18 protein-coding genes and 1 pseudogene are annotated in these 19653 nt (G+C 63.8%); 13 read left to right on the forward strand and 6 right to left on the reverse strand.

Annotation, left to right across the window (positions count from 1 at the left end; genetic code table 11):
• Positions 1–168: 168 nt before the first annotated feature.
• The 7 genes from ACIQUF_RS14915 (at position 169) to ACIQUF_RS14945 (ending at position 7900) form a co-directional block, all read left to right on the forward strand.
• Positions 169–1926 (forward strand): sigma-54-dependent Fis family transcriptional regulator, encoded by a 1758-nt coding sequence (locus tag ACIQUF_RS14915; RefSeq protein WP_403132667.1) that lies wholly within the window; start codon positions 169–171, stop codon positions 1924–1926.
• A gap of 149 nt (positions 1927–2075) precedes the next feature.
• Positions 2076–3203 carry an ornithine cyclodeaminase gene (locus ACIQUF_RS14920; RefSeq protein ID WP_403132670.1) on the forward strand — a complete coding sequence of 376 codons (1128 nt, stop codon included), beginning with the start codon at positions 2076–2078 and terminating at the stop codon, positions 3201–3203.
• Positions 3204–3250: 47 nt separating this feature from the next.
• Entirely contained in the window at positions 3251–3724 is a 474-nt protein-coding gene (locus ACIQUF_RS14925) for an Lrp/AsnC family transcriptional regulator (protein WP_403132672.1), read from the forward strand.
• Positions 3725–4010: 286 nt separating this feature from the next.
• Complete coding sequence (locus tag ACIQUF_RS14930; RefSeq protein WP_403132674.1) at positions 4011–5321, forward strand: C4-dicarboxylate transporter DctA; 1311 nt, start codon at positions 4011–4013, stop codon at positions 5319–5321.
• Between the two features lie 44 nt (positions 5322–5365).
• Positions 5366–6070: a FadR/GntR family transcriptional regulator gene (locus ACIQUF_RS14935; protein ID WP_403132676.1), complete on the forward strand. Its 705-nt coding sequence runs from the start codon at positions 5366–5368 to the stop codon at positions 6068–6070.
• 16 nt (positions 6071–6086) lie between these two features.
• On the forward strand, positions 6087–6761 hold the full coding sequence (locus ACIQUF_RS14940) for a GntR family transcriptional regulator (RefSeq protein ID WP_403132678.1): 675 nt from the start codon (positions 6087–6089) through the stop codon (positions 6759–6761).
• Between the two features lie 77 nt (positions 6762–6838).
• Positions 6839–7900, forward strand: a complete 1062-nt coding sequence (locus tag ACIQUF_RS14945; protein ID WP_403132679.1) for a hypothetical protein — start codon at positions 6839–6841, stop codon at positions 7898–7900.
• Positions 7901–7906: 6 nt separating this feature from the next.
• On the opposite strand, the gene ACIQUF_RS14950 is transcribed toward ACIQUF_RS14945, so the two are convergent.
• Complete coding sequence (locus ACIQUF_RS14950; RefSeq protein WP_403132681.1) at positions 7907–8335, reverse strand: PACE efflux transporter; 429 nt, start codon at positions 8333–8335, stop codon at positions 7907–7909.
• 103 nt (positions 8336–8438) lie between these two features.
• Between ACIQUF_RS14950 and ACIQUF_RS14955 the strand changes: the two genes are divergently transcribed.
• The 4 genes and pseudogenes from ACIQUF_RS14955 (at position 8439) to ACIQUF_RS14970 (ending at position 12269) form a co-directional block, all read left to right on the forward strand.
• Entirely contained in the window at positions 8439–9317 is an 879-nt protein-coding gene (locus tag ACIQUF_RS14955; RefSeq protein WP_403132683.1) for a LysR family transcriptional regulator, read from the forward strand.
• 144 nt (positions 9318–9461) lie between these two features.
• A pseudogene (mcpA, locus tag ACIQUF_RS14960) lies at positions 9462–10490 on the forward strand (methyl-accepting chemotaxis protein McpA); the annotation flags it as partial.
• A gap of 117 nt (positions 10491–10607) precedes the next feature.
• The gene (locus ACIQUF_RS14965) at positions 10608–11348 is read left to right on the forward strand and encodes a methyl-accepting chemotaxis protein (RefSeq protein WP_400799720.1); all 741 of its coding nucleotides are present in this window, start codon (positions 10608–10610) and stop codon (positions 11346–11348) included.
• A 135-nt stretch (positions 11349–11483) separates the two neighbouring features.
• Entirely contained in the window at positions 11484–12269 is a 786-nt protein-coding gene (locus ACIQUF_RS14970) for a sulfite exporter TauE/SafE family protein (RefSeq protein WP_400799513.1), read from the forward strand.
• 252 nt (positions 12270–12521) lie between these two features.
• Here the strand turns inward: ACIQUF_RS14970 and ACIQUF_RS14975 are convergent, their stop codons facing one another.
• Entirely contained in the window at positions 12522–13082 is a 561-nt protein-coding gene (locus ACIQUF_RS14975; RefSeq protein ID WP_403132686.1) for a histidine phosphatase family protein, read from the reverse strand.
• A 140-nt stretch (positions 13083–13222) separates the two neighbouring features.
• On the opposite strand from ACIQUF_RS14975, the gene ACIQUF_RS14980 reads away from it, so the two are divergent.
• Together ACIQUF_RS14980 and ACIQUF_RS14985 are read left to right on the forward strand one after the other, a co-directional pair.
• Complete coding sequence (locus ACIQUF_RS14980; protein WP_403132689.1) at positions 13223–13810, forward strand: biliverdin-producing heme oxygenase; 588 nt, start codon at positions 13223–13225, stop codon at positions 13808–13810.
• A gap of 97 nt (positions 13811–13907) precedes the next feature.
• Complete coding sequence (locus tag ACIQUF_RS14985) at positions 13908–14999, forward strand: pyridoxal phosphate-dependent aminotransferase (RefSeq protein ID WP_403132691.1); 1092 nt, start codon at positions 13908–13910, stop codon at positions 14997–14999.
• Between the two features lie 33 nt (positions 15000–15032).
• On the opposite strand, the gene ACIQUF_RS14990 is transcribed toward ACIQUF_RS14985, so the two are convergent.
• The 4 genes from ACIQUF_RS14990 to ACIQUF_RS15005 all read right to left on the reverse strand — a co-directional run bounded on the left by ACIQUF_RS14990 (position 15033) and on the right by ACIQUF_RS15005 (position 19518).
• Positions 15033–15362: a DUF3325 domain-containing protein gene (locus tag ACIQUF_RS14990; RefSeq protein WP_403132692.1), complete on the reverse strand. Its 330-nt coding sequence runs from the start codon at positions 15360–15362 to the stop codon at positions 15033–15035.
• The gene (locus tag ACIQUF_RS14995; RefSeq protein WP_403132695.1) at positions 15359–16879 is read right to left on the reverse strand and encodes a PepSY-associated TM helix domain-containing protein; all 1521 of its coding nucleotides are present in this window, start codon (positions 16877–16879) and stop codon (positions 15359–15361) included. Before ACIQUF_RS14995 ends, ACIQUF_RS14990 begins: the two co-directional genes overlap by 4 nt.
• Positions 16876–17163: an iron transporter gene (locus ACIQUF_RS15000; RefSeq protein WP_403132697.1), complete on the reverse strand. Its 288-nt coding sequence runs from the start codon at positions 17161–17163 to the stop codon at positions 16876–16878. The genes ACIQUF_RS14995 and ACIQUF_RS15000 overlap by 4 nt, the downstream gene beginning before the upstream one ends.
• A 114-nt stretch (positions 17164–17277) precedes the next feature.
• Positions 17278–19518 carry a TonB-dependent siderophore receptor gene (locus ACIQUF_RS15005; RefSeq protein WP_403132700.1) on the reverse strand — a complete coding sequence of 747 codons (2241 nt, stop codon included), beginning with the start codon at positions 19516–19518 and terminating at the stop codon, positions 17278–17280.
• Positions 19519–19653 lie beyond the last annotated feature (135 nt).

Genomic DNA, 19653 nt, shown 5'->3' on the forward strand with positions numbered 1-19653 from the left:
GCTCGCCAAGGCTCTGGCGCAGCGCTTCAACGGTGCACACCCGCCACCCCTCGTTCGCCTCTGGACAGTTTCGCTGAACACTTGAACAGTTGCGGGTTTGACAATGAACAACCCTGGACAACACTGAACAGCGGTCGTCTGAAAACAACAATCACACAGGACAGGCCCATGGCCGCATCCGCTTCGACCCATGCCCAACTGATCCAGGCCTCCTGGGCCCGCTGCCGCGAACAGGGCCTGCAGCCGCAGAGCGCGCCGGATTTCGACTGCCTCACACGCGCCGAGCTCAACGCCCTGCTGGAACGGCGCGAAGCGCTGCTGCGCCTCACCCGTGAACAAGTGCTGCCGCAATACACCCACCTGCTGGGCAACGCCAGCTACCTGGTGATGCTGGCCGACGCCAGCGGCTGCGTGCTCGACACCTGGGGCTCGCGGCGCTTCGTCGCAGCGCAGCAACAGCATGCTTTCAACCCCGGTGCCCACTGGCACGAGCGCGGCGTGGGGACCAATGCCCTGGGCACTGCGCTGGTCTGCGCCGAGCCGATCCATGTCGGCCAGGAAGAACACTTCCTGCGCCAGAACCGCTACCTGTCCAGCGCTGCGGCACCGTTGTTCGATGGTGATCGGCAACTGGTCGGGGTGCTCGACGTGGCCAGCGACGGCTATCTGCCGGCGACCCAGACCCTGGGCCTGGTGCGCATGATGGGCCAGAGCCTGGAGAACCGCCTGATCCTCGCGCAACATGCCGACCACCACGCGCAGCTACTGTTCAACAGCGCCTCCGACAACCTCGACAGCCCCTGGGCCGGGCTGCTGGTGTTCGATGAACGCGGCCAGGTGCTCGCCGCCAATCACCGCGCCGACAGCCTGCTGGGCGGCAACCCGCTGCGGCACAATATCGAGCAGTTGTTCCAGATGCCGCTGCGCCAGTTGCTCGCCCATGCACAGCAGCAGCCCTTCCCCTTGCAAGCGGCCGGGCGCAACCGTTTCCATTGCCAATGGCAGGCACCTCGGCAAAGCCCCGCGCGTCCGGTAGAGGGCGGGGCTGACCCACGCCTGGAGAAAGCCCTGGCCCAGGCCAGCCTGTTGCTGGAAAAAGACATCCCGGTGTTGATCCAGGGTGAAACCGGGGTCGGCAAGGAGATCTTCGTCGAAACCTTGCACCGCGCCAGCAGCCGCGCCCAGCAGCCGCTGATCGCGGTCAACTGTGCGGCGATCCCCGCAGAACTGGTCGAATCGGAATTGTTCGGCTATGACAAAGGCGCCTTCACCGGTGCTCATCACAAGGGCAACCCGGGGCTGATCCGCAAGGCCGACCACGGCATTCTGTTCCTCGATGAAATCGGTGACATGCCGCTTCCGACCCAGGCGCGGCTGCTGCGCGTGCTGCAATCGCGGAGCATCCAGCCACTGGGCAGCGGTGAGCCGGTAATGGTGGACATCCGCGTGGTTTCGGCCAGCAATCGCGACCTCGCAGAAGAAGTCCGCGCCGGGCGTTTTCGCCAGGACCTTTATTACCGCATCGCCGCGATGGCCGTGGTGTTGCCCCCGTTGCGTGAACGCAGTGACCGCCGGCAATTGATCGAGCACCTCCATGCGCGTTATCGCGACCCTCAGCAGCCAATGCATTTGTCGCACGCCATCATCGACCTGCTCGACCGTCACCCTTGGCCGGGCAATGTTCGCGAGCTGGCCAGCGTGATACAGGTGGCGCTGGCGTTGGCGGGCGATGCGCCGGTCAGCGTCGAGCACCTGCCGGCTGGCTTTCTGGCCGAGGCACATGAGCCTCCCGTCGTGATGAACGACAGTACTGATCAGGCGGACTTGCACGACCTGCTCGAACGCGCCAATGGCAACCTTTCGGCCGTGGCCAGAGCACTGGGCATTAGCCGGACAACGCTCTACAAGCGCCTGCGCGAGCAATGATCGCAAGCCCGCAGCCGAATCGGCTGCCGCCCTTGTGAAATCGACCGGAGCGGCTGCCCGCCGCAGCCACTTCAGCCAACATCTACCCCCTCGCCCGTCGACAATATCCCTGCAGCCCACTCAGGAATCACCGCTGCAGGGAGAACCCCATGACCCGCTTCATCGATGTGCAAGACCTCGCCCGCCTGGCCAATCGCAAGGGCCTGGCCACCTGCATGGTGGAGATGGCCGAGTACATCCGCCAGGACTACCTGCGCTGGCACGACTTCGTGAAATGCTCCCGCCTGGCCAACCATTCCAGCGACGGCGTGATCGAACTGATGCCGGTTTCCGACGCCAGCCTGTACGCCTTCAAGTACGTCAATGGCCACCCGAAGAACACCCGCAATGGCTTGCCCACGGTGATGGCTTTCGGTGCCTTGAGCGATGTCGACTCCGGTGCGCCGCTGCTGCTCAGCGAAATGACCCTGACCACCGCCCTGCGTACCGCCGCCACCTCGGCTTTGGCCGCGCGCTACCTGGCGCGCGAAGACAGCCGCAGCATGGCGCTGATCGGCAACGGCTCGCAAAGTGAATTCCAGGCCATCGCCTTCAAGATGCTGCTGGGTATCGACGAAATCCGCCTGTACGACATCGACCCGGCAGCCACGGCGAAGCTGGTGGCCAACCTCTCGGGCCGCCCAGGGCTCAAGCTGATCGTTGCCAACTCGGTCGCCGAGGCGGTGCGTGGCGCTGATATCGTCACCACGGTTACGGCAGACAAGGCTTATGCGACGATCCTTACGCCAAACATGATCGAGCCAGGCATGCACCTGAATGCCGTCGGTGGCGACTGCCCTGGCAAGACCGAGCTGCACCGCGAGATCGTCAAGCGGGCGCGGGTGATCGTCGAGTACGAACCGCAAAGCCGGATTGAAGGCGAGATTCAACAGATGCCAGCGAAATCGCCGGTCACCGAGTTCTGGCAAGTCGTCGCTGGGCGTGTTCAAGGCCGTGAAAGTGCCGAGCAGGTGACCCTGTTCGACTCGGTCGGTTTCGCCTTAGAGGACTACTCGGCGCTGCGTTACGTGCTGGATACCGCGCGGGCATTGGGGATTGGGAAGGACATTGCGTTGGTGCCGACGCTGCAGGATCCGAAGGACTTGTATGCGCTGCTGCTGTGGGAGCGGCTTCAGCCGCGAACACCGGCAAAGCCGGTGCCATCCACTGCGTCGCTCGCTTCGCGGCTAAAGCCGCTCCCACCGGGTAAGCGGCGCTCTGATTGCGGCATCTGCTAAATAAACGCCTACCCTATCCATGCCCCGTCTTCAAAGAAGCACAGCGCATGGACACCAAAGACACGCTGGACCGCATCGACCAGGCGATCATCGACGTCCTGCGCGTCGATGGTCGCATCACCTTCGAAAAACTCTCGACCCTGGTCCACCTCACCCCGCGCCCGTGCCTGGAGCGCGTGCGCAAATTGGAGCGGCGTGGCGTGATCCTCGGATACGGCGCCATCATCGACCTGCAGAAAGTATCTCCGGGCCTATCGCTGCTGGTGCTGGTGGCGCTGTCCGGCCAGAGCGGTCGGGCCGCGCAAAAGGCCTTCGAAGCCACCATGCTGGCCTGCCCGGACGTTCATGAATGCCAACTGATCAGTGGCCATTTCGACTACAGCCTGCGCGTGCGCTGTCGCGACATGGAGCACTACCGGGTGCTGAGCGAAAGCTGGATGAACGACGCCGCGCTGCACATCGACAAACTGGTCGCTCACCCGGAACTGGCCTCAGTCAAACGTATGGCGCTGCAGCCCTGACTCGCCACAGGTTGGCAGGCCAATTGCACCAATAGCGCGAGGCTTGGCAGAAGCGCCTGGCGACATGCGGTGGCAATGCACAGCACGCACCGAACTAGAGCTTGCCCAGCTGAATTGCCCCACAACTGGTCAGACCGGTAAGGCCAAAAACCCTTGCAATGTCGGATTTTTCGCGCTTTTATGGTCCAGCGCTGAACAAACCGGTAAGACCACAAAAATAATGAAGTCCTGCGCTCTTTCGCCCCGTGCGGCACCGAAGCAAGGACACCGATCAGAGATCACTCCCATGCTCAAATGGTGCTCGCGTTCGATCTTCCTGCAAGTCGTGCTCGGCCTTGCCCTCGGCATCGCCTGCGGCCTCAGCTTCCCCGACCTTTCCCTGCAACTCAAACCCCTCGGCGACGGCTTCATCAAGCTGATCAAGATGCTCATCGGCCTGATCGTCTTCTGCGTGGTGGTCAGCGGCATTTCCGGTGCCGGCGACCTGAAAAAGGTCGGACGCATCGGCCTCAAATCAGTGATCTACTTCGAAGTGCTGACCACCATCGCCCTGGTGATCGGCCTGGTGTTCGCCTTCAGCAGCGGCATCGGCAGCGGCGCCAACATCCATCTGGACCAGTTGTCCACCGCCGACGCCAATGGCCTGGCCGAACGTGGCCAGCATATCCATGGCGCCACCGCGTTCTTCATGGACCTGATCCCGACCTCGGTGGTCGGTGCCTTTGCTGACAACAACATCTTGCAGGTGCTGCTGTTCTCGGTGCTGTTCGGCAGTGCACTGAACCTGGTGGGCGATTCGGCCGCCGGCATTTCCCGGCTGATCAACGAACTCAGCCACGTGATCTTCCGCATCATGGGCATGATCGTGCGCCTGGCACCGATCGGCGTGTTCGGCGCCATCGCCTTCACCACCAGCAAATATGGCCTTGAGTCGCTGCAGCACCTGGGCGGCCTGGTGGCGCTGTTCTACCTGACCTGCGCTGGCTTCGTGCTGATCATCCTCGGCACCGTGATGCGCCTTTCCGGCCTGAAGCTGCTGCCGTTCATCAAGTACCTGCGTGAAGAGCTGACCATCGTTCTCGGTACCGCCTCTTCCGACGCCGTGCTGCCGCAGATCATGCGCAAGCTCGAACACCTGGGTATCGGCAGCTCCACCGTGGGCCTGGTGATCCCGACCGGCTACTCGTTCAACCTCGACGGTTTCTCCATCTACCTGACCCTGGCCATCGTGTTCATTGCCAATGCCACTGGCACGCCGCTGGCGATGACCGATCTGCTGACCATCCTGTTGGTGTCGCTGGTGACTTCCAAGGGTGCTCACGGCATCCCAGGCTCGGCGCTGGTGATCCTCGCCGCCACCCTGACCGCCGTGCCGGCGATCCCGGTAGTGGGCCTGGTGCTGGTGCTGGCGGTGGACTGGTTCATGGGCATTGGCCGGGCGCTGACCAACCTGATCGGCAACTGCGTCGCTACCGTGGCCATTGCCCGCTGGGAAAAAGACATCGACCTGGAACGTGCGCAGAACGTGCTCGATAACAAACCCGGCTTCGCCCCAGCGTCGCGCAAACAGCCCAACGCCCATCAACAGGAATTCTGAGCCCACGAGGCCGGCGCTGGCGCCGGCCCTTTCAGGAGCGAACCGTGATCAGCTCATCAACCGTCGTCACCTCAGTGGTGGAAAAACTGCGCCAAGCCCTGGCCCGCGGCCAGTGGCGCACCGGCGACATGCTGCCCGGCCAGCGTGAACTGGCCGAACAACTGGGCATCAGCCGCCCCAGCCTGCGCGAAGCAGTGACCGTGCTGGAAACCCTGGGCCTGGTGCGCTCGCTGCCGGGCAAGGGCGTGCTGGTGCTCGACCCCGAAACAGCACAGCTGGAACCGGCCGTCGACAACAGCGCCGCTGCCAGCCTGGCCGACGTGCTGGAGCTGCGCTACACCCTCGAACCGTTCATCGTCGGCCTGGTGGCGCAATCGGCCAACAGCCAGGACATCGGCCAGTTACGCCTGACGCTGATGGATATGCGCGAAGCCCTGGACGCCGATGACAGCGAAGCCGGAGCCAAGGCCTACATCGCCTTCCACGAGGCGCTGTTCGCCCTGACCACCAACCCGATCTTCCAGAGCGTGGTGCAGCAGACCGGCAATGCCCTCAAGCAGAGCGCCGAAATGCTGCGCAACTCCCCCGAACACCTGGCCGCGCGGCTCAAGGAAAACGAAGCGGTGGTGCGCGCCATCCGCGACCGCAACAGTGCCCAGGCCAGCGCCCAGATGCGCCAGCACATCCTCGCCGAAGGCCAGCGCATGGGCATCGAACTGAACATCCCCGACGACCATCCGCGCCCCTGACCCGAGGACAGTGCCCATGACCGCCTGCGCACCCCGCCTGCCTGCCCTGCTCGCCACCGGTGAAACCCGCCTGTCGGCCGAGCAGATCTACCCGCGGCTGTTCGATGCCATTCTCGAACAACGCCTGCCACCCGGCAGCCTGCTGCCCGAACAGGCATTGGGCAACGCTTTCGGCGTCAGCCGCACGGTGATCCGCCGGGTGCTCGGGCGCCTGTCGGACCAGCAAGTGGTGGTGCAGCGCCCCAGCCACACCGCGCACCTGGCCGCGCCCGACCCGCAACAGGCGCGGCAAGTGCTCAGTGCCCGGCGCCTGGCCGAAACCACCTTGATCAGCCTGGCCGCACAGCGCGCACGGCCAGCGCAAGTCCGGCAGCTGCGTTCACTGGTCGAGCGTGAGCGCCAGCATCACGAACGTGGCGAGCGCTGCGCAGCCATCCGCCTGGGCGGCGAGTTTCACCTCAAGCTTGCTCAAGTGGCCGCCAACGCGCCGCTGGAGCGGTTTCTCAATGGCCTGGTGCCGATGACCTCGCTGATCATCGCCCGCTACGAATCACCCTGCTGCGACCACTGCGCCTGGGAAGAACACGCCGCGATCATCGACGCCGTCGAGGCCGGTAACGCCGCGGCCGCCCTGGCGCTGATGCACGACCACCTGGACCGCCTGGAAGAAAAGCTCGACCTGGGGCAGTGACGCGATGGGCTGCACGGCAGCCCGTCAGCGCCACCCTTATACTGCGGTAAACACACCCAGCCCCGGAAGGCGGTCGCGTGAACCGGCGCATCCTTTTGCTGCTGTGCCTTCTGCTGGCCCTCGCTGCCTGCGCCGGCAAGCGCCCGCCTGCCCCGCCGCCGCCCGCCGTGCTGACCCCCGCCGCCTGGCAACGCATCGACCAGGAACTGATCGACGCCTCCGTCGGCGCCGCCGGTTCAGCCAATGACTACGCACGCCGCTCGATGCGCGTGTGGAAAGAGCAGGTGCAACAACGTACCGAAAGCGATTTCATTCCGTGGTTCACCGGCTACTGGACCCAGCAATGGCTGACGTTGAAAGTGGCCTGGTACAAGCTCGACAGCGGCGAGGGCCGCGAGCCGGCGGAAAAACGCCTGGCCCTGTACCTGCAGGAGCAGTACCAGGAACGTGTAATCGAACCGGTGGCCGAGCAGATCAACCCCGAAGGCATTCGCGACCGGGCTTGCGAGCTGTACCTGCAGCTGTTCGGCCAGCAATTGCCAGCCATCATCGAGCGCTACAACGCTCCGGCCGACCAGCTCAGCCAGCGCCTCAACCGCATCCCCGCGATCAACCTGGGGCCACCGGCCGCGCGCAACGCCAGCCTCTATCAATTGCTCAAGGCCAAGCCGCTCGACCAGCAGCCTGCCTGGGCGGCTCTGCGCGAGCACCTGCACCAGCAAGCCGCCAAAGGCCCCGGCAAGACCGACGTGGGCCTGTCATCGGTGGCCACCCGCGCCAGCGAAAAGCTCGGGGCCACCCTGGCCCCACGCGGCATCGCCAGCGCCGTGGCAAGCGCGGTGGGCAAGGTGGCTGGGGCGATGATTTCGATAGCGGCGGCGGGTTATGGCATGGTCACCCATGACCGCGAGCATCCGGAGATGGTCGAGCAGCTGCGGGTGATCCTCAACGTGGCGCTGAACCAGGAGTGGCAGGAGCTGATGGAGAACCGCCAGAGCGGCGCCATGGCGGGGGTCTACTACCTTTCGGGGCAGGTCGAGGACAGCTTGCTGGCCAGTGCGCCAAGACCACGGCAAGAGCAACAGCAGCCGATCCAACCTGCACGACAAGAGCCTTTGTTGATTCGCCTGCCCCCTTAGTGCGGATCAGGCCGTGGCCATCGCCGATGTCGGCAAACCGAAGATACGGTCGAACGCCCAGTTGTAGGCAAAGGTGTAGCACGGCACCAGAATGATGAACGCCAGGTCCACCAGGAACGCCTCGACCAGGCTCATGTCCAGCCACCAGGCGATCAGCGGGATCAGGTACACCACCAAGGTCAACTGGAAGCCGATGGCGTGCGCCACCCGCCGCGCCACGCTGCGGCCACGCTTGGCCTGGCGGCTTTCCCAGTACTCGAACAGGCTGTTGTAGATCAGGTTCCAGAGCATGGCGATGGTGGTGATCATCACCGCCAGCGGCCCAGTGTGCGAAGCCTCGGTATCCGACAGGTAGGCCAGACCCAGGGTCGACATGCACAGGCCGATCAATTCATAGAAGGTCACGTAGACCAGTTTGCGTTTCACTCCCTGCACGGGATTTTTCCTCATGTGTCACAAAGCCAAGACGCAGGAGAATGCTTCAAACTTATTGACAGATAAAGTCGGCAGCTTTCAGATTCATTGACAGGAGGCTGCCATGAACTTTTCCAGCGACAACATTCAGCTATTTCTCGCCGTGCTCGACCGCGGCTCGTTTTCCGCCGCTGCGCGCACCCTTGGCCGAGTGCCCTCGGCGGTCAGCATGGCGATCGGCAACCTTGAGGCCGAGCTGGGTTATGCCTTGTTCGAGCGCGGCGCGCGCGAAGTTCAAGCCACCGCCCAGGCCCGGGCACTCGAACCGCACGCCAGGCTGATCGCCGAACAACTTGGGCTGCTGCAGGTTCACGCCCTGGAATTGTCACAAGGGCTGGAAAGCAGCCTGACCCTCGCCGTGGTCCCCGACATCGACCACCGCCCGCTGCTGGCCGCCATCGCCGGACTCGGCGAGCGCTATCCCTTGCTGGACATCCAGCTGCTCAGCGCCCCGCAAGAAGAAGCACTGCAGTTGCTCGACAGTGGCCGCGCCGACCTGTGCCTGGCCTTCGCCGGCCTGCAGGTCGATGCCCGCCGGGGGTTTCAGCACATCGGCATGGAATCGCTGGTGGCTACCTTGTCACCCGCCCATCCGGCGTTGCTCGACGGGCGCATTCACTATCTGGAAGACCTGATCAACGTGCGCCAGATCCTGGTGCGCAGCCGCGACCTGCCAATGGCCGACCCACGCGCACTCATTGGTGCCACGCACTGGTCCACCGACAGTTTCGATTTCGCTTTGCAAATGGTCGAGGCCGGCCTTGGCTGGGGTGACCTGCCGTTGGCCCGGGTGGCACCGCTGATCGACGCCGGGCGCTTGGTGCGCCTGCACTTTCGCAATACCCGCAACGAGCTTGAGTTGCCGATTCATGCCTTTTGGCGCAAGCAGCAACCGTTGCGTCAGGCCGCACGTTGGCTGATCGAACAGCTAGCCAAACGCTAGCGCACCGTCCGTCGAAAGCGCTTCGGTTTGTAGCGCCAAGCGCTTCAATTTTCTAGGCCAATTGCCGATATCACGGAGGACAGGACCCGCCATCGCGCCACGAGCGTGCGGCGCCCTACCCTCCCTGGCTCAAGGTCTCGAAACATGAACCTGAAATTCCGCCACAAGATCCTGCTCAGCGCCTGCGGCGTCGTGGTGCTGGCATTTGCCCTGTTCACGCTCTACAACGATTACCTGCAACGCAACACCCTGCGCCAGAACATCGAATCGTCGGTGCAACAGTCCGGCGCGCTAACAGCGAGCAGTGTGCAGAACTGGATGAGCGGGCGCATCCTAGTCCTGGAAAACCTGGCTCAGGACATCGCCCAACAAGGGGCCGGCGACACCCTCGCAGGGTTGATCGAGCAGCCTTCATACACGCGAAACTTCCTGTTCACCTACCTCGGCCAGGCCAATGGTGTATTCACCCAGCGCCCCGACACGCAGATGCCGGCCGGCTACGACCCACGCCAACGGCCGTGGTACGGGAGTGCGGCAAGCGCCGGGCAGACCGTGCTCACCGCCCCCTACCAAGGCGCCGTCGGCGGCCTGATGGTGACCATCGCCACGCCGGTCAAAAGCAAGCAGAACGGCGAGCTGATCGGCGTGGTCGGCGGCGACCTGACCCTCGACACCCTGGTGCAGATCATCAACTCGGTCGACTTCGGCGGCATCGGCCACGCCTTCCTCGCCGACAGCAGCGGCCAGGTCATCGTCAGCCCCGACAAAGACCAGGTGATGAAGAACCTCAAGGACATCTACCCAGGCTCCGGGCTGCGCGTCTCTGCCGAGCTGCAGGATGTCACCCTCAATGGTCAGCAGCGGCTGATTGCCTTCACCCCGGTGGCCGGCCTGCCTTCGGCCCAGTGGTACATTGGCCTGTCGATCGACAAGGACAAGGCCTACGCCGCACTCAGCCAGTTCCGCACCTCGGCGATCATCGCCATGCTCATCGCCGTCGCGGCCATCGCTGGCCTGCTGGGCCTGCTGATCCCGGTGCTGATGCGCCCGCTGACCACCATGGGCCGTGCCATGCGCGACATTGCCGAGGGTGAAGGCGACTTGACCCGCCGCCTGGATGTGCAGAACAAGGACGAGTTCGGCGAACTGGCCACCTCGTTCAACCGCTTCGTCGAACGTATTCACACCTCGATCAGCGAAGTGTCCTCGGCCACACGTCTGGTGCACGACTTGTCGGAAAAAGTGGTCTACGCCTCGAATGCGTCGATCACCGGCTCCGAAGAGCAGAGCATGCGCACCAACAGCGTGGCGGCGGCGATCAACCAGCTGGGCGCCGCCACCCAGGAAATCGCCCGCAACGCCGCCGATGCCTCGCAACATGCCAGTGGTGCCAGTGAGCAGGCCAATGGCGGACGGCAGGTGGTCGATGAGGCGATCAGCGCCATGACCGCGCTGTCGCAGCGCATCAGCGAGTCGTGCGAGCAGATCGAAACGCTGAATGCCAGCACCGACGAAATCGGCAAGATTCTCGACGTGATCAAGGGGATCTCCCAGCAGACCAACCTGCTGGCACTCAACGCCGCCATCGAGGCAGCCCGTGCCGGCGAGGCTGGGCGTGGTTTCGCCGTGGTCGCCGACGAGGTGCGCAACCTGGCGCACCGTACCCAGGAATCGGCCGAAGAGATCCACCGCATGATCACCAGCCTGCAGGTCGGCTCCCGCGAAGCGGTACACACCATGAACACCAGCCAGGTTTCCAGCGAACAGACCGTGCAAGTGGCCAACCAGGCCGGCGTGCGGTTGGCCAGCGTCACCCAGCGCATTGGCGAAATCGATGGCATGAACCAGTCGGTGGCCACGGCGACCGAAGAGCAGACTGCCGTGGTCGAGAGCCTGAACCTGGACATCACTCAGATCAACGCCCTCAACCAGCAAGGGGTGGAGAACCTCAACCAGACGTTGCAGCATTGCGATGCGCTGGCGCAGCAGGCCGGGCGCTTGAAGCAGTTGGTGGGCAGCTTCAGAATCTGAGCCAAACCCCATCGTCGGCCTGCCGGCGATGGGGTGGTTATAACCTAATAACGAACAAGTCTATTTGGCTATAAAAAACTATCTATATGCTGGCACCCATCCGATAACGGGCAAAGCTGGGCGGTCGAGTAGCGTATGGATGTAGGTTCTTTCGGTTTCACCCTTGCCGGATTGGTTGTGGGTTTCATCGTCGGCATGACCGGCGTCGGTGGCGGCTCGCTGATGACGCCGATCCTGTTGTGGTTTGGCATCAACCCGGCCACCGCCGTCGGCACCGATCTGCTTTACGCCGCCATTACCAAGGCCAGTGGCGTCTGGGTTCATGGTCGCAACAAGAACATCGACTGGAAGATCACTGGCTGGCTCAGCCTGGGCAGCGTCCCGGCTGCAGCAGTGACGCTGTGGTTCCTCAGCACCCTGCACACCGACACCTCGGCGCTCAACGCCATCATCAAGCAAGGCTTGGCAGTGGTGTTGATCCTCACCGCGCTGGCGATCCTGTTCAAGTCGCGCCTGCAGGCCTTCGCCAATCGCCATGCCGGTGACCACTACCACCTCAGCGACCGCAACCTGAACATCCTCACCGTTCTGACCGGCGTGATATTGGGCGTGATGGTCACGCTCACCTCGATTGGTGCTGGCGCGCTGGGTACCGTGGCGCTGTTCCTGCTCTACCCCTTCCTGGTCACCCGCCGCCTGGTCGGCACCGAGATCGCCCACGCCGTGCCACTGACGCTGGTTGCAGGCCTGGGGCACGCTGGCATGGGCAACATGGATTGGTCGCTGCTGGGTTACCTGCTGCTCGGTTCGCTGCCGGGTATCTACCTGGGCAGCCACCTCACCGGGCGCATTTCCGACCGGGTGCTGCGCCCTTGCCTGGCTACGATGCTGCTGCTGATCGGCTACAAATTGGCGTTTTGAGGTTTAGGTGCCAGTCGTGAGATTTGTAGTGGCGCACAGATCGAGCGCCGCCTGCGCGGCGCATCGCGGATGAATCCGCTCCTACATGGCCTGGGTAGCACGACACGATTTTTCGACTGGCGCCAAAGCGAACAACCATGGCCTTGCAGGCATAGGTACGTTGCAACACATGTAGGAGCGGATTCATCCGCGATGCACCGCGCGGGCGGCGCTCGATTTCGAAAACGCTAAAAAACGCACGACGGGCACCCTCTAGCCCCCACCCTCTCTCAAGCCAACAAGCCGCAAACGCCAATGCTCGGTAAAACTCAGCTCAAGACGAGATAACGGCAACACATCGATTCGCCGCGCGGCCGACATCGGGCAACCCAGCACCTGCACCATCACCGCACGAATCACCATCGGGTGCGTCACCGCCAACCACTCGCCCGGGGTATCGAACGCCGCCAGCCAGCCCGCCATACGCTGGCACAGTGCGGCGAACGACTCGCCGCCATGGGGCGCACTGTGCGGATCCTGCAGCCACAGCGCCAACGCCTCAGGTTGCTCGTCCTGCAACTGCTTCAGTGCAAGGCCTTGCCAACTGCCCAGGTCGCAATCGGCCAAGGCCGGCTCGACCTTCGCCTGCGGCGAAAACCACGCCGCCGTTTCCCCTGCGCGCCGCTCAGGTGCAGCCAGCACGTGCACGTCGGGCACCACCGCAAATGGCTGATCGTCCAGCGGCAAGATACCGTCGAGGAAACGATGCAGGCACCCGGTCTTCTGGGCCTGGGTCAGGGCATGGCAGATCAACGTCAGGCGTATGGCTTTCACCAGAAGGCTTCTTCGAAAGGTTGGGCCGACTGGTTTATCACGCCAACCGGTTTTTTTCCGCAACAATGTCGCAACAGGTGAGGAACACTGCGCTACGATCACCACTCCTACCTAGGCGAAATGCCACCAGAGCCCACCCGATGCCCGTCAGCCCCTCCTCCCCCAGCCCTCTATTGCTCGCCCTGCGCGAAGGCACCCGTGACTGTCACAAATCACTGGAAGCACGCCTACCCTTCTTTGACACTGACTTCGATGTCGCCGCCTACAGCCGACTGATCCAGGCCTACTATGGGTTTCATGCCCCGCTGGAAGCCTGCCTGGGTGAGTATCAGGAGCCCCTTCGCGCCAAGACACCGGCACTCACCCTTGATCTGCAAGCCCTTCAATTAAGCGCTGCCGACATCGACGCCTTGCCTCTGTGTCAGGCACTGCCGACCATCCGCAACGAGGCCTGCGCGCTGGGGGTGATGTACGTGCTGGAAGGCTCGACCCTGGGCGGCCAGGTGCTGAAACGGGCAATGGCCGAACGCTTTGGGATGGGGCCTGCAACTGGCACAGGCTTTTTCGACGTGTATGGCGCACTGACCGGCAACTACTGGCGCGACTTCCTCGATCGGCTTGGTCAGGCATCGACTGCACCCGCCGCACAAGCTGCCACCGTGCAAGCGGCCGTCGAAACATTCCAATGCTTCGAACACTGGCTCGGGCAGCGCAACGTATTGAGCTAGAGCGGCGCTCTCAACAAATCGAGCAATTGGCCACCATTAATCCCGAAGCGCGTGTCTCGTCCCTTGTTATGTCCAATGACAACAGGGAAGTCGAACCATGACCGATATGACACGTCGCTCGTTGGTGGGCCTGGGCATGGCGTTGCCGCTGCTCGGCCAGCTCAGCTGGGCCAATGAACCCTCTCCCGCGCCAGCCCCCACTCGCGGCCCGGTGCGCATCAATTACAACGAAAGCCCCTGGGGGCCCAGCCCTGCCGCCCAAGCGGCGATGCGCGAAGGCGTCAGCCAGTGCGGGCGCTACCCGTACGAAGCGCAGTACCGCCTGATCGATACCTTCGCCGCCGAACATGGCCTGGATCAGACACATGTGCAGGTGTTCTGCGGCTCGAAGCTGGCGTTGCAGCACGCGGTGATGGCCTTTACCGGGCAACGTAGCCTGGTGCTGGCCGAACCTTCCTACGAAGCGGCTTCCGATGCCGCCGCAGGCCGTGGCACAGCGGTGCACTTCGTCCCGTTGGATGCGCGGCACGCTCACGACATCGACGCCATGCTGTCTGCCGACAGCACACCGGGCCTGATCTACCTGTGCAACCCGAACAACCCCACAGGCACCCTGACCCCGCGCCGCGACATTGAACGCCTGTTGGCGAAAAAACCAACCGGCAGCGTGGTCCTGGTGGACGAAGCCTACATTCACTTCAGCGATGCCCAGAGCTGCATCAATCTGGTCAAGGACCACCCCGAGCTGCTGGTGTTGCAAACCTTCTCCAAGCTTTACGGCATGGCGGGCGCACGCCTGGGGCTGGCCATCGGTCAGGCGCCACTGCTGCAGCGCCTGGAAACCTATGATGGTGACAACGTCGCCCCCGCACCCACCCTGCTGGCCGGTTTGGCCAGCCTCCAGGACCGCCAGCTGATCCCCCGCCGAAAAGCGGACAATGCACGCCTGCGCGACCAGACCATGACCTGGCTTGGCGAGCGCGGCTGGCGTTGCACCGCGTCGCACACCAACTGTTTCATGATCGACCTGCGCGGGCCCGCCCAGCCGGTGGTCGAACGCCTGGCCAAACAGGGCGTGCTGGTGGGCCGGGTGTGGCCGAGCTGGCCGAATTGGGTGCGCGTCAGCGTGGGGGACGAACACGACATGCAGCGCTTTCGCGAAGCGTTTGCCCAGGTGACTGCCAGCTGACTGTCAGCCGCCTGAACCGGCCCTGCCGTCGGTTCAGGCAAATGCCTGCAGCAGCCCCCACACCGGTAACATCGCCACCAATCCCACTGCCACGCGTGGCCAATAGGGCAACAGCATCACCAACACCAGCCCCGCCAGCGACATCACCGCAAACCAGGCCACCGGCCCCATCGCCCAGCCCCATGCCTGGGCACAGAGCAGCAGGCTGAAGGCCAGTGACAACCAACCCCCTGCGCGTAGCGCACGACGCAAAAGCGTTGGGCAGGCCTTTTTCCAGACCTGCTTGTAATGCCGCTCCAGCCCTTGGCACAGCCCGAGCATTCCAGCGTAGGCAAACAGCACACCACCCGCGACCAGCATCATGCTCCCGCCTCCACGCTTCGCCCCGCCCTGCCTTTGAGCGGCGCCGGCACTGCGTGCTGCACACGCCACGCCACCACGCTGAGCAGTACACCCAGCACCAGCGCACAAGCCACGACGCCCAGGCGCAGGGCATCACCCATCCCGCCGAACAGTCCAAGGCCAACACAAAGCAGTGCGGTCAGCCCCAGCTGTTCGACCCACGCCCGGCGCACCGGCCTGAAACCCGCATGCAGCAGCGCCAGCAGCCATACGCCAAAGAACGCTCGCACCTCCCAGGCTTCGCGCTGCGCCAGCTCGACCGGTAGCAACCGGCTGGCCCACAGCAAGCCTACGCAGGCCAGCAACAGCCCGGTGATGAAGCCGACATTGCACACCTCGGCCACCCGATACCAACGTCGCGCCGCTGCGTCCGCGCTGGCCGTGGCGTATTTGCGCCCCCGCTTGACGCAGAACAGCACCAGGCCACTGGCGATCATCACGCAGCTGACCACCCCGCAGACGAAGTACAGCCAGCGCATCGGGTAACCCCCAAACTGGGCGAAATGCAGGCCGACCATCACCCGCTGAGTCAAGGGAGCCGCGCGCCATTCGGTGACGTCGCTGAGCAGTTGACCGCTGACGCCGTCGAAGACCATCGCCTGGCCCTTGGACAAGGCGATGCGATTGCCCAGTTCCGGGCGAATTTCGATGCGTGCCCCGGCGGTGTTGGGGTTGCGAATGTTGAAGCCGGCGATAGGCCCCAGGCGAGCCTCGGCCTGGGCCAGCAGCGGCAGCACATCGATCAGTTGACCCGGCTGTTTGGCCAGACTGCGCGGCTGCTCCATGCGCGCGTTGCCCTGGGCCTGGAAGTAGGCGCGGTTGTCACCGGCAAACAGCGCATCGACACCCGCCGGGATGTAAATGAGCATGAAGATCACCAGGCCGGTGTAGGTGATCATCAGGTGGAACGGCAGCAACAGCACCGCGCTGGCGTTGTGAAAGTCCAGCCAGGAGCGCTGGCCCTTGTTTGGCCGGAAGGTGAAGAACTCCTTGAAGATCTTCTTGTGAATGACGATGCCGGTGACCAGCGCCGCGAGCATCACCAGCGCCAGCGCGCCGACCACGAAGATGCCCCAGTTGCGTGGCAGGTCGAGGGTGAAGTGGAAGCGGAAGAAGAAATTGCCGCCGACGCTGTCACGCACCTGGATGGCCTCGCCGGTCAGCGGATCGAGCTGCACGCTTTCCCCATGGCGGCGGTCGCCGGTGGACACGCGCAAACCTGGCGAGCGCTCGGTGGGCAGGCTGATCCCCCAGTTGCCAGCCTGCGGTTCATATTGCTGCAGATAGGCGATGGCACGCTGCGCGGCCTCGGCCTGGGTCACCTGACGAGCCGGGATTTCCGGCTGCATCCAATGATTGAGTTCCTTGTCGAATACCGCCAGGGTGCCGGTGACGAAGATGGCGAACAGCAGCCAGCCGAAGATCAGGCCGCCCCAGGTGTGCAGCCAGGCCATCGATTGGGTGAAGGTGTTTTTCATGCCAGCCACTCCAGAGCCTGCGGCCAAAAACCGATCAGCGCCAACGGCGCGGCCACGGCCAGCGGCGCCCAGGCGCGCAAGGCGTCACGGCTGGCGAAGGCCCAGAGGATGGCTGCGGTGTAGAAGATGAAAGACGGCAAGGTCGCGGCGATGACCGCGTCGGCGGGGGCCAGTGGCAGCAGTCGGGCCAGGCAGGCGCTGGCGGCATAGCTGAAGGCGTAGCCGCCGAGCAGCGCGGCGCCGCTGCGGGAAAGGATCTGCAGCCAGGCGGTTTTGTTGTTCATTGAGGTTTCCTCGGGGGCTGCTTTGCAGCCCATCGCGGATGAATCCGCTCCTACAGGGCACCCCATTCTGTAGGAGCGGATTCATCCGCGATGGGCCGCAAAGCGGCCCCAGCATCAGAACGAGATATTCAGCGAAGCGAACACCGCCCTACCCGGCTGGTTATAGGTATTGGCACCCGAACTGCTGGCATTGCCGCCGCGGTAGATCTGCTTGTCGAACACGTTGTTCACCCCCACCCGCACGTCATAGTTGGCGTTGAACTTGTACCCGGCGCTCACGTCCACCAGCCCATAGGCCTCGACATCCTGTTGCGCCTCGACGTCGTAGTCTTCCTGGGTCCGGTAGTTGTAGCTCGGCGACTTCTGCTTGCCGTAGTACGTACCCGCCACCTGGAACGACAGCTTGTCGGTAGCGCGCCAGTCCAGGGTGCTGTTGACGGTGTACTCGGGGATCACCGACAGCGGCTCACCGGTCTCGCGGTTGTCGTTGTCGAGCATCCAGGTCAGGTTGGTGTTCCAGTCCAGGGTCGGCGTCAGTTCGACGAACAGGTTGCCCTCGATGCCTTCCACCCGCGCCTCGCCGGCGTTCTCCCACTGGGTCACGCGGCGGCCGCTGTTGATGGTGTAGAGCACATCGGTGTCGCCGATGATCTTGTTCTTGTAGTCGTTGCGGAAGTAGGTCGCGCTGGTGCGCCAGGTGCCGCGGTCATACAGCAGGCCGATTTCCTTGTTGACGCTGATTTCCGGCTTCAGGTCGGCGTTGCCCTGCAGGTAGCAGCCGCCCGAGTTGGTCTGCTGCACGCTGCAGCCGTTGCCACGGCTGTAGAGCAGGTAGTTGGGGTTGGACTGGTACAGGTTCGGCACCTTATACGCCCGGGCGATACCGCCCTTGAGCGACAGTGCATCGGTGAGCTTGTGCGACAGGTTGAAGCTCGGGCTGAAGTTGTCGCCGAAGGTTTCATGGTGATCGAAGCGCAGGCCCGGGGTCACGGTGGTATCGCCAATGATGATGTTGTCTTCGACGAACAACGCATAGCTCTTGGCGGTCATCTTCGAGTTGCCGCGGTCGAAGCCGCTGATCACGTCACTGCCACCCCCGCTGGGGTCGAAGCTCTGTGGGCGCAACGAGCCCTGGTCGTTGAGCGACTCATACAGGTATTCGCCGCCCAGGGTCAGCACATGCTCGGTGCTGCCCATCGCAAACGGCAGGTTCACCTCGCTGCTCAGGCGGGTATTGCGCAGCCGCGACATGGCCGCGCCGCTGTCGTTGATCGCACCCTCCGGGCCACCGGCCAGGCCTTCGTTGAGGCGCCAATTTCGCACGTACTCGTAGGCCAGGCTGGTCTTGCTGGTGCCCCAGGTGAAATCGCCCAAGTGGGTCAGGTCGTAGGTGTTGCGCTGCATGACATTGGTTTCGTGGCCATACAGGCTGTTGATCAAGTCGGGGTTGCCGCCACCGTTGCTGTTCATGGTGTCGCCAGCGTAGATGTTGCCCTGCCGGCTGTAGCCAGCGCTGGCTTCGAGGCGGTGCTCGTCGTTGAGCTTCCAGCTCAGCAGGCCGTTGATGTCTTTGTTGCGCACACCCTCGCGGCCGGCGACCAACGCGCTGTTGGCGTGGTCGGCGTTGATGTCGAGGTCGTCGGCGTCGGTCTTGGCCAGGCCGCCGTACAGGCGGAAACCGAGGTTGTCGGTGAGGCCGCCGCCCAGGTTGAAGTTGACACGGCGGCTGACGCCCTCGGCGCTGTCTTCCGGCATTTGCGTGAAAAGGTTGAGGTTGCCTTTGAATTCTTCGGTGGGGCGTTTGGTGATGATATTGACCACCCCACCCATGGCACCCGAACCGTAGCGCGCGGCAGCCGGGCCACGCAGAATCTCGATGCGCTCGACCGCTTCGGCCGGCACCCAGTTGGTTTCGCCGCGGGTATCGCGGTCGCCGTTCCAGCCGTAGCGCACGGCGTTGCGTGCGCTGGACGGCTTGCCATCGATGAGGATCAGGGTGTTCTCAGGGCCCATGCCGCGCAGGTCGATCTGCCGGTTGTTGCCGCGCGCGCCGCTGGCGCTGTTGCCGGTCAGGTTGACCCCCGGCTCGCGGCGGATCAGCTCGGACAGGTCATTGGCGGGTGGATGGCGCTTGATGTCCTCGGCGGTAATGACCGACGAACCCAAGGCCTGGCGCGCCTCGCGCTCGGCGGTGACCAAGGTGTCCTGGATCACCAGGGCATTGTCGGCGACCGGCACTTCCAGCACCTCACCGGCGCGCCGTTCTTCGGTTTCAGCCGCGGTCGCCATCATCGCCGGCGACGCCAGCGCGACAAACGCCAGGGCCAGACTGTTGGGTGAGGTTCTGCACTGCATCGACACATCTCCTGCTATCGGTAAGCGAAAAGGCACATCCCTGCCAGGAAGCCGGGGGCCCTCGCCCACCGGCCCCGCAAACACTGCTTGGAGGCCAACAGGGTTGGTAAATATAGTGATTCTCAATTGTGGTTA

The organism is Pseudomonas sp. NPDC090233 (assembly GCF_044772285.1).
Lineage (GTDB): Bacteria > Pseudomonadota > Gammaproteobacteria > Pseudomonadales > Pseudomonadaceae > Aquipseudomonas.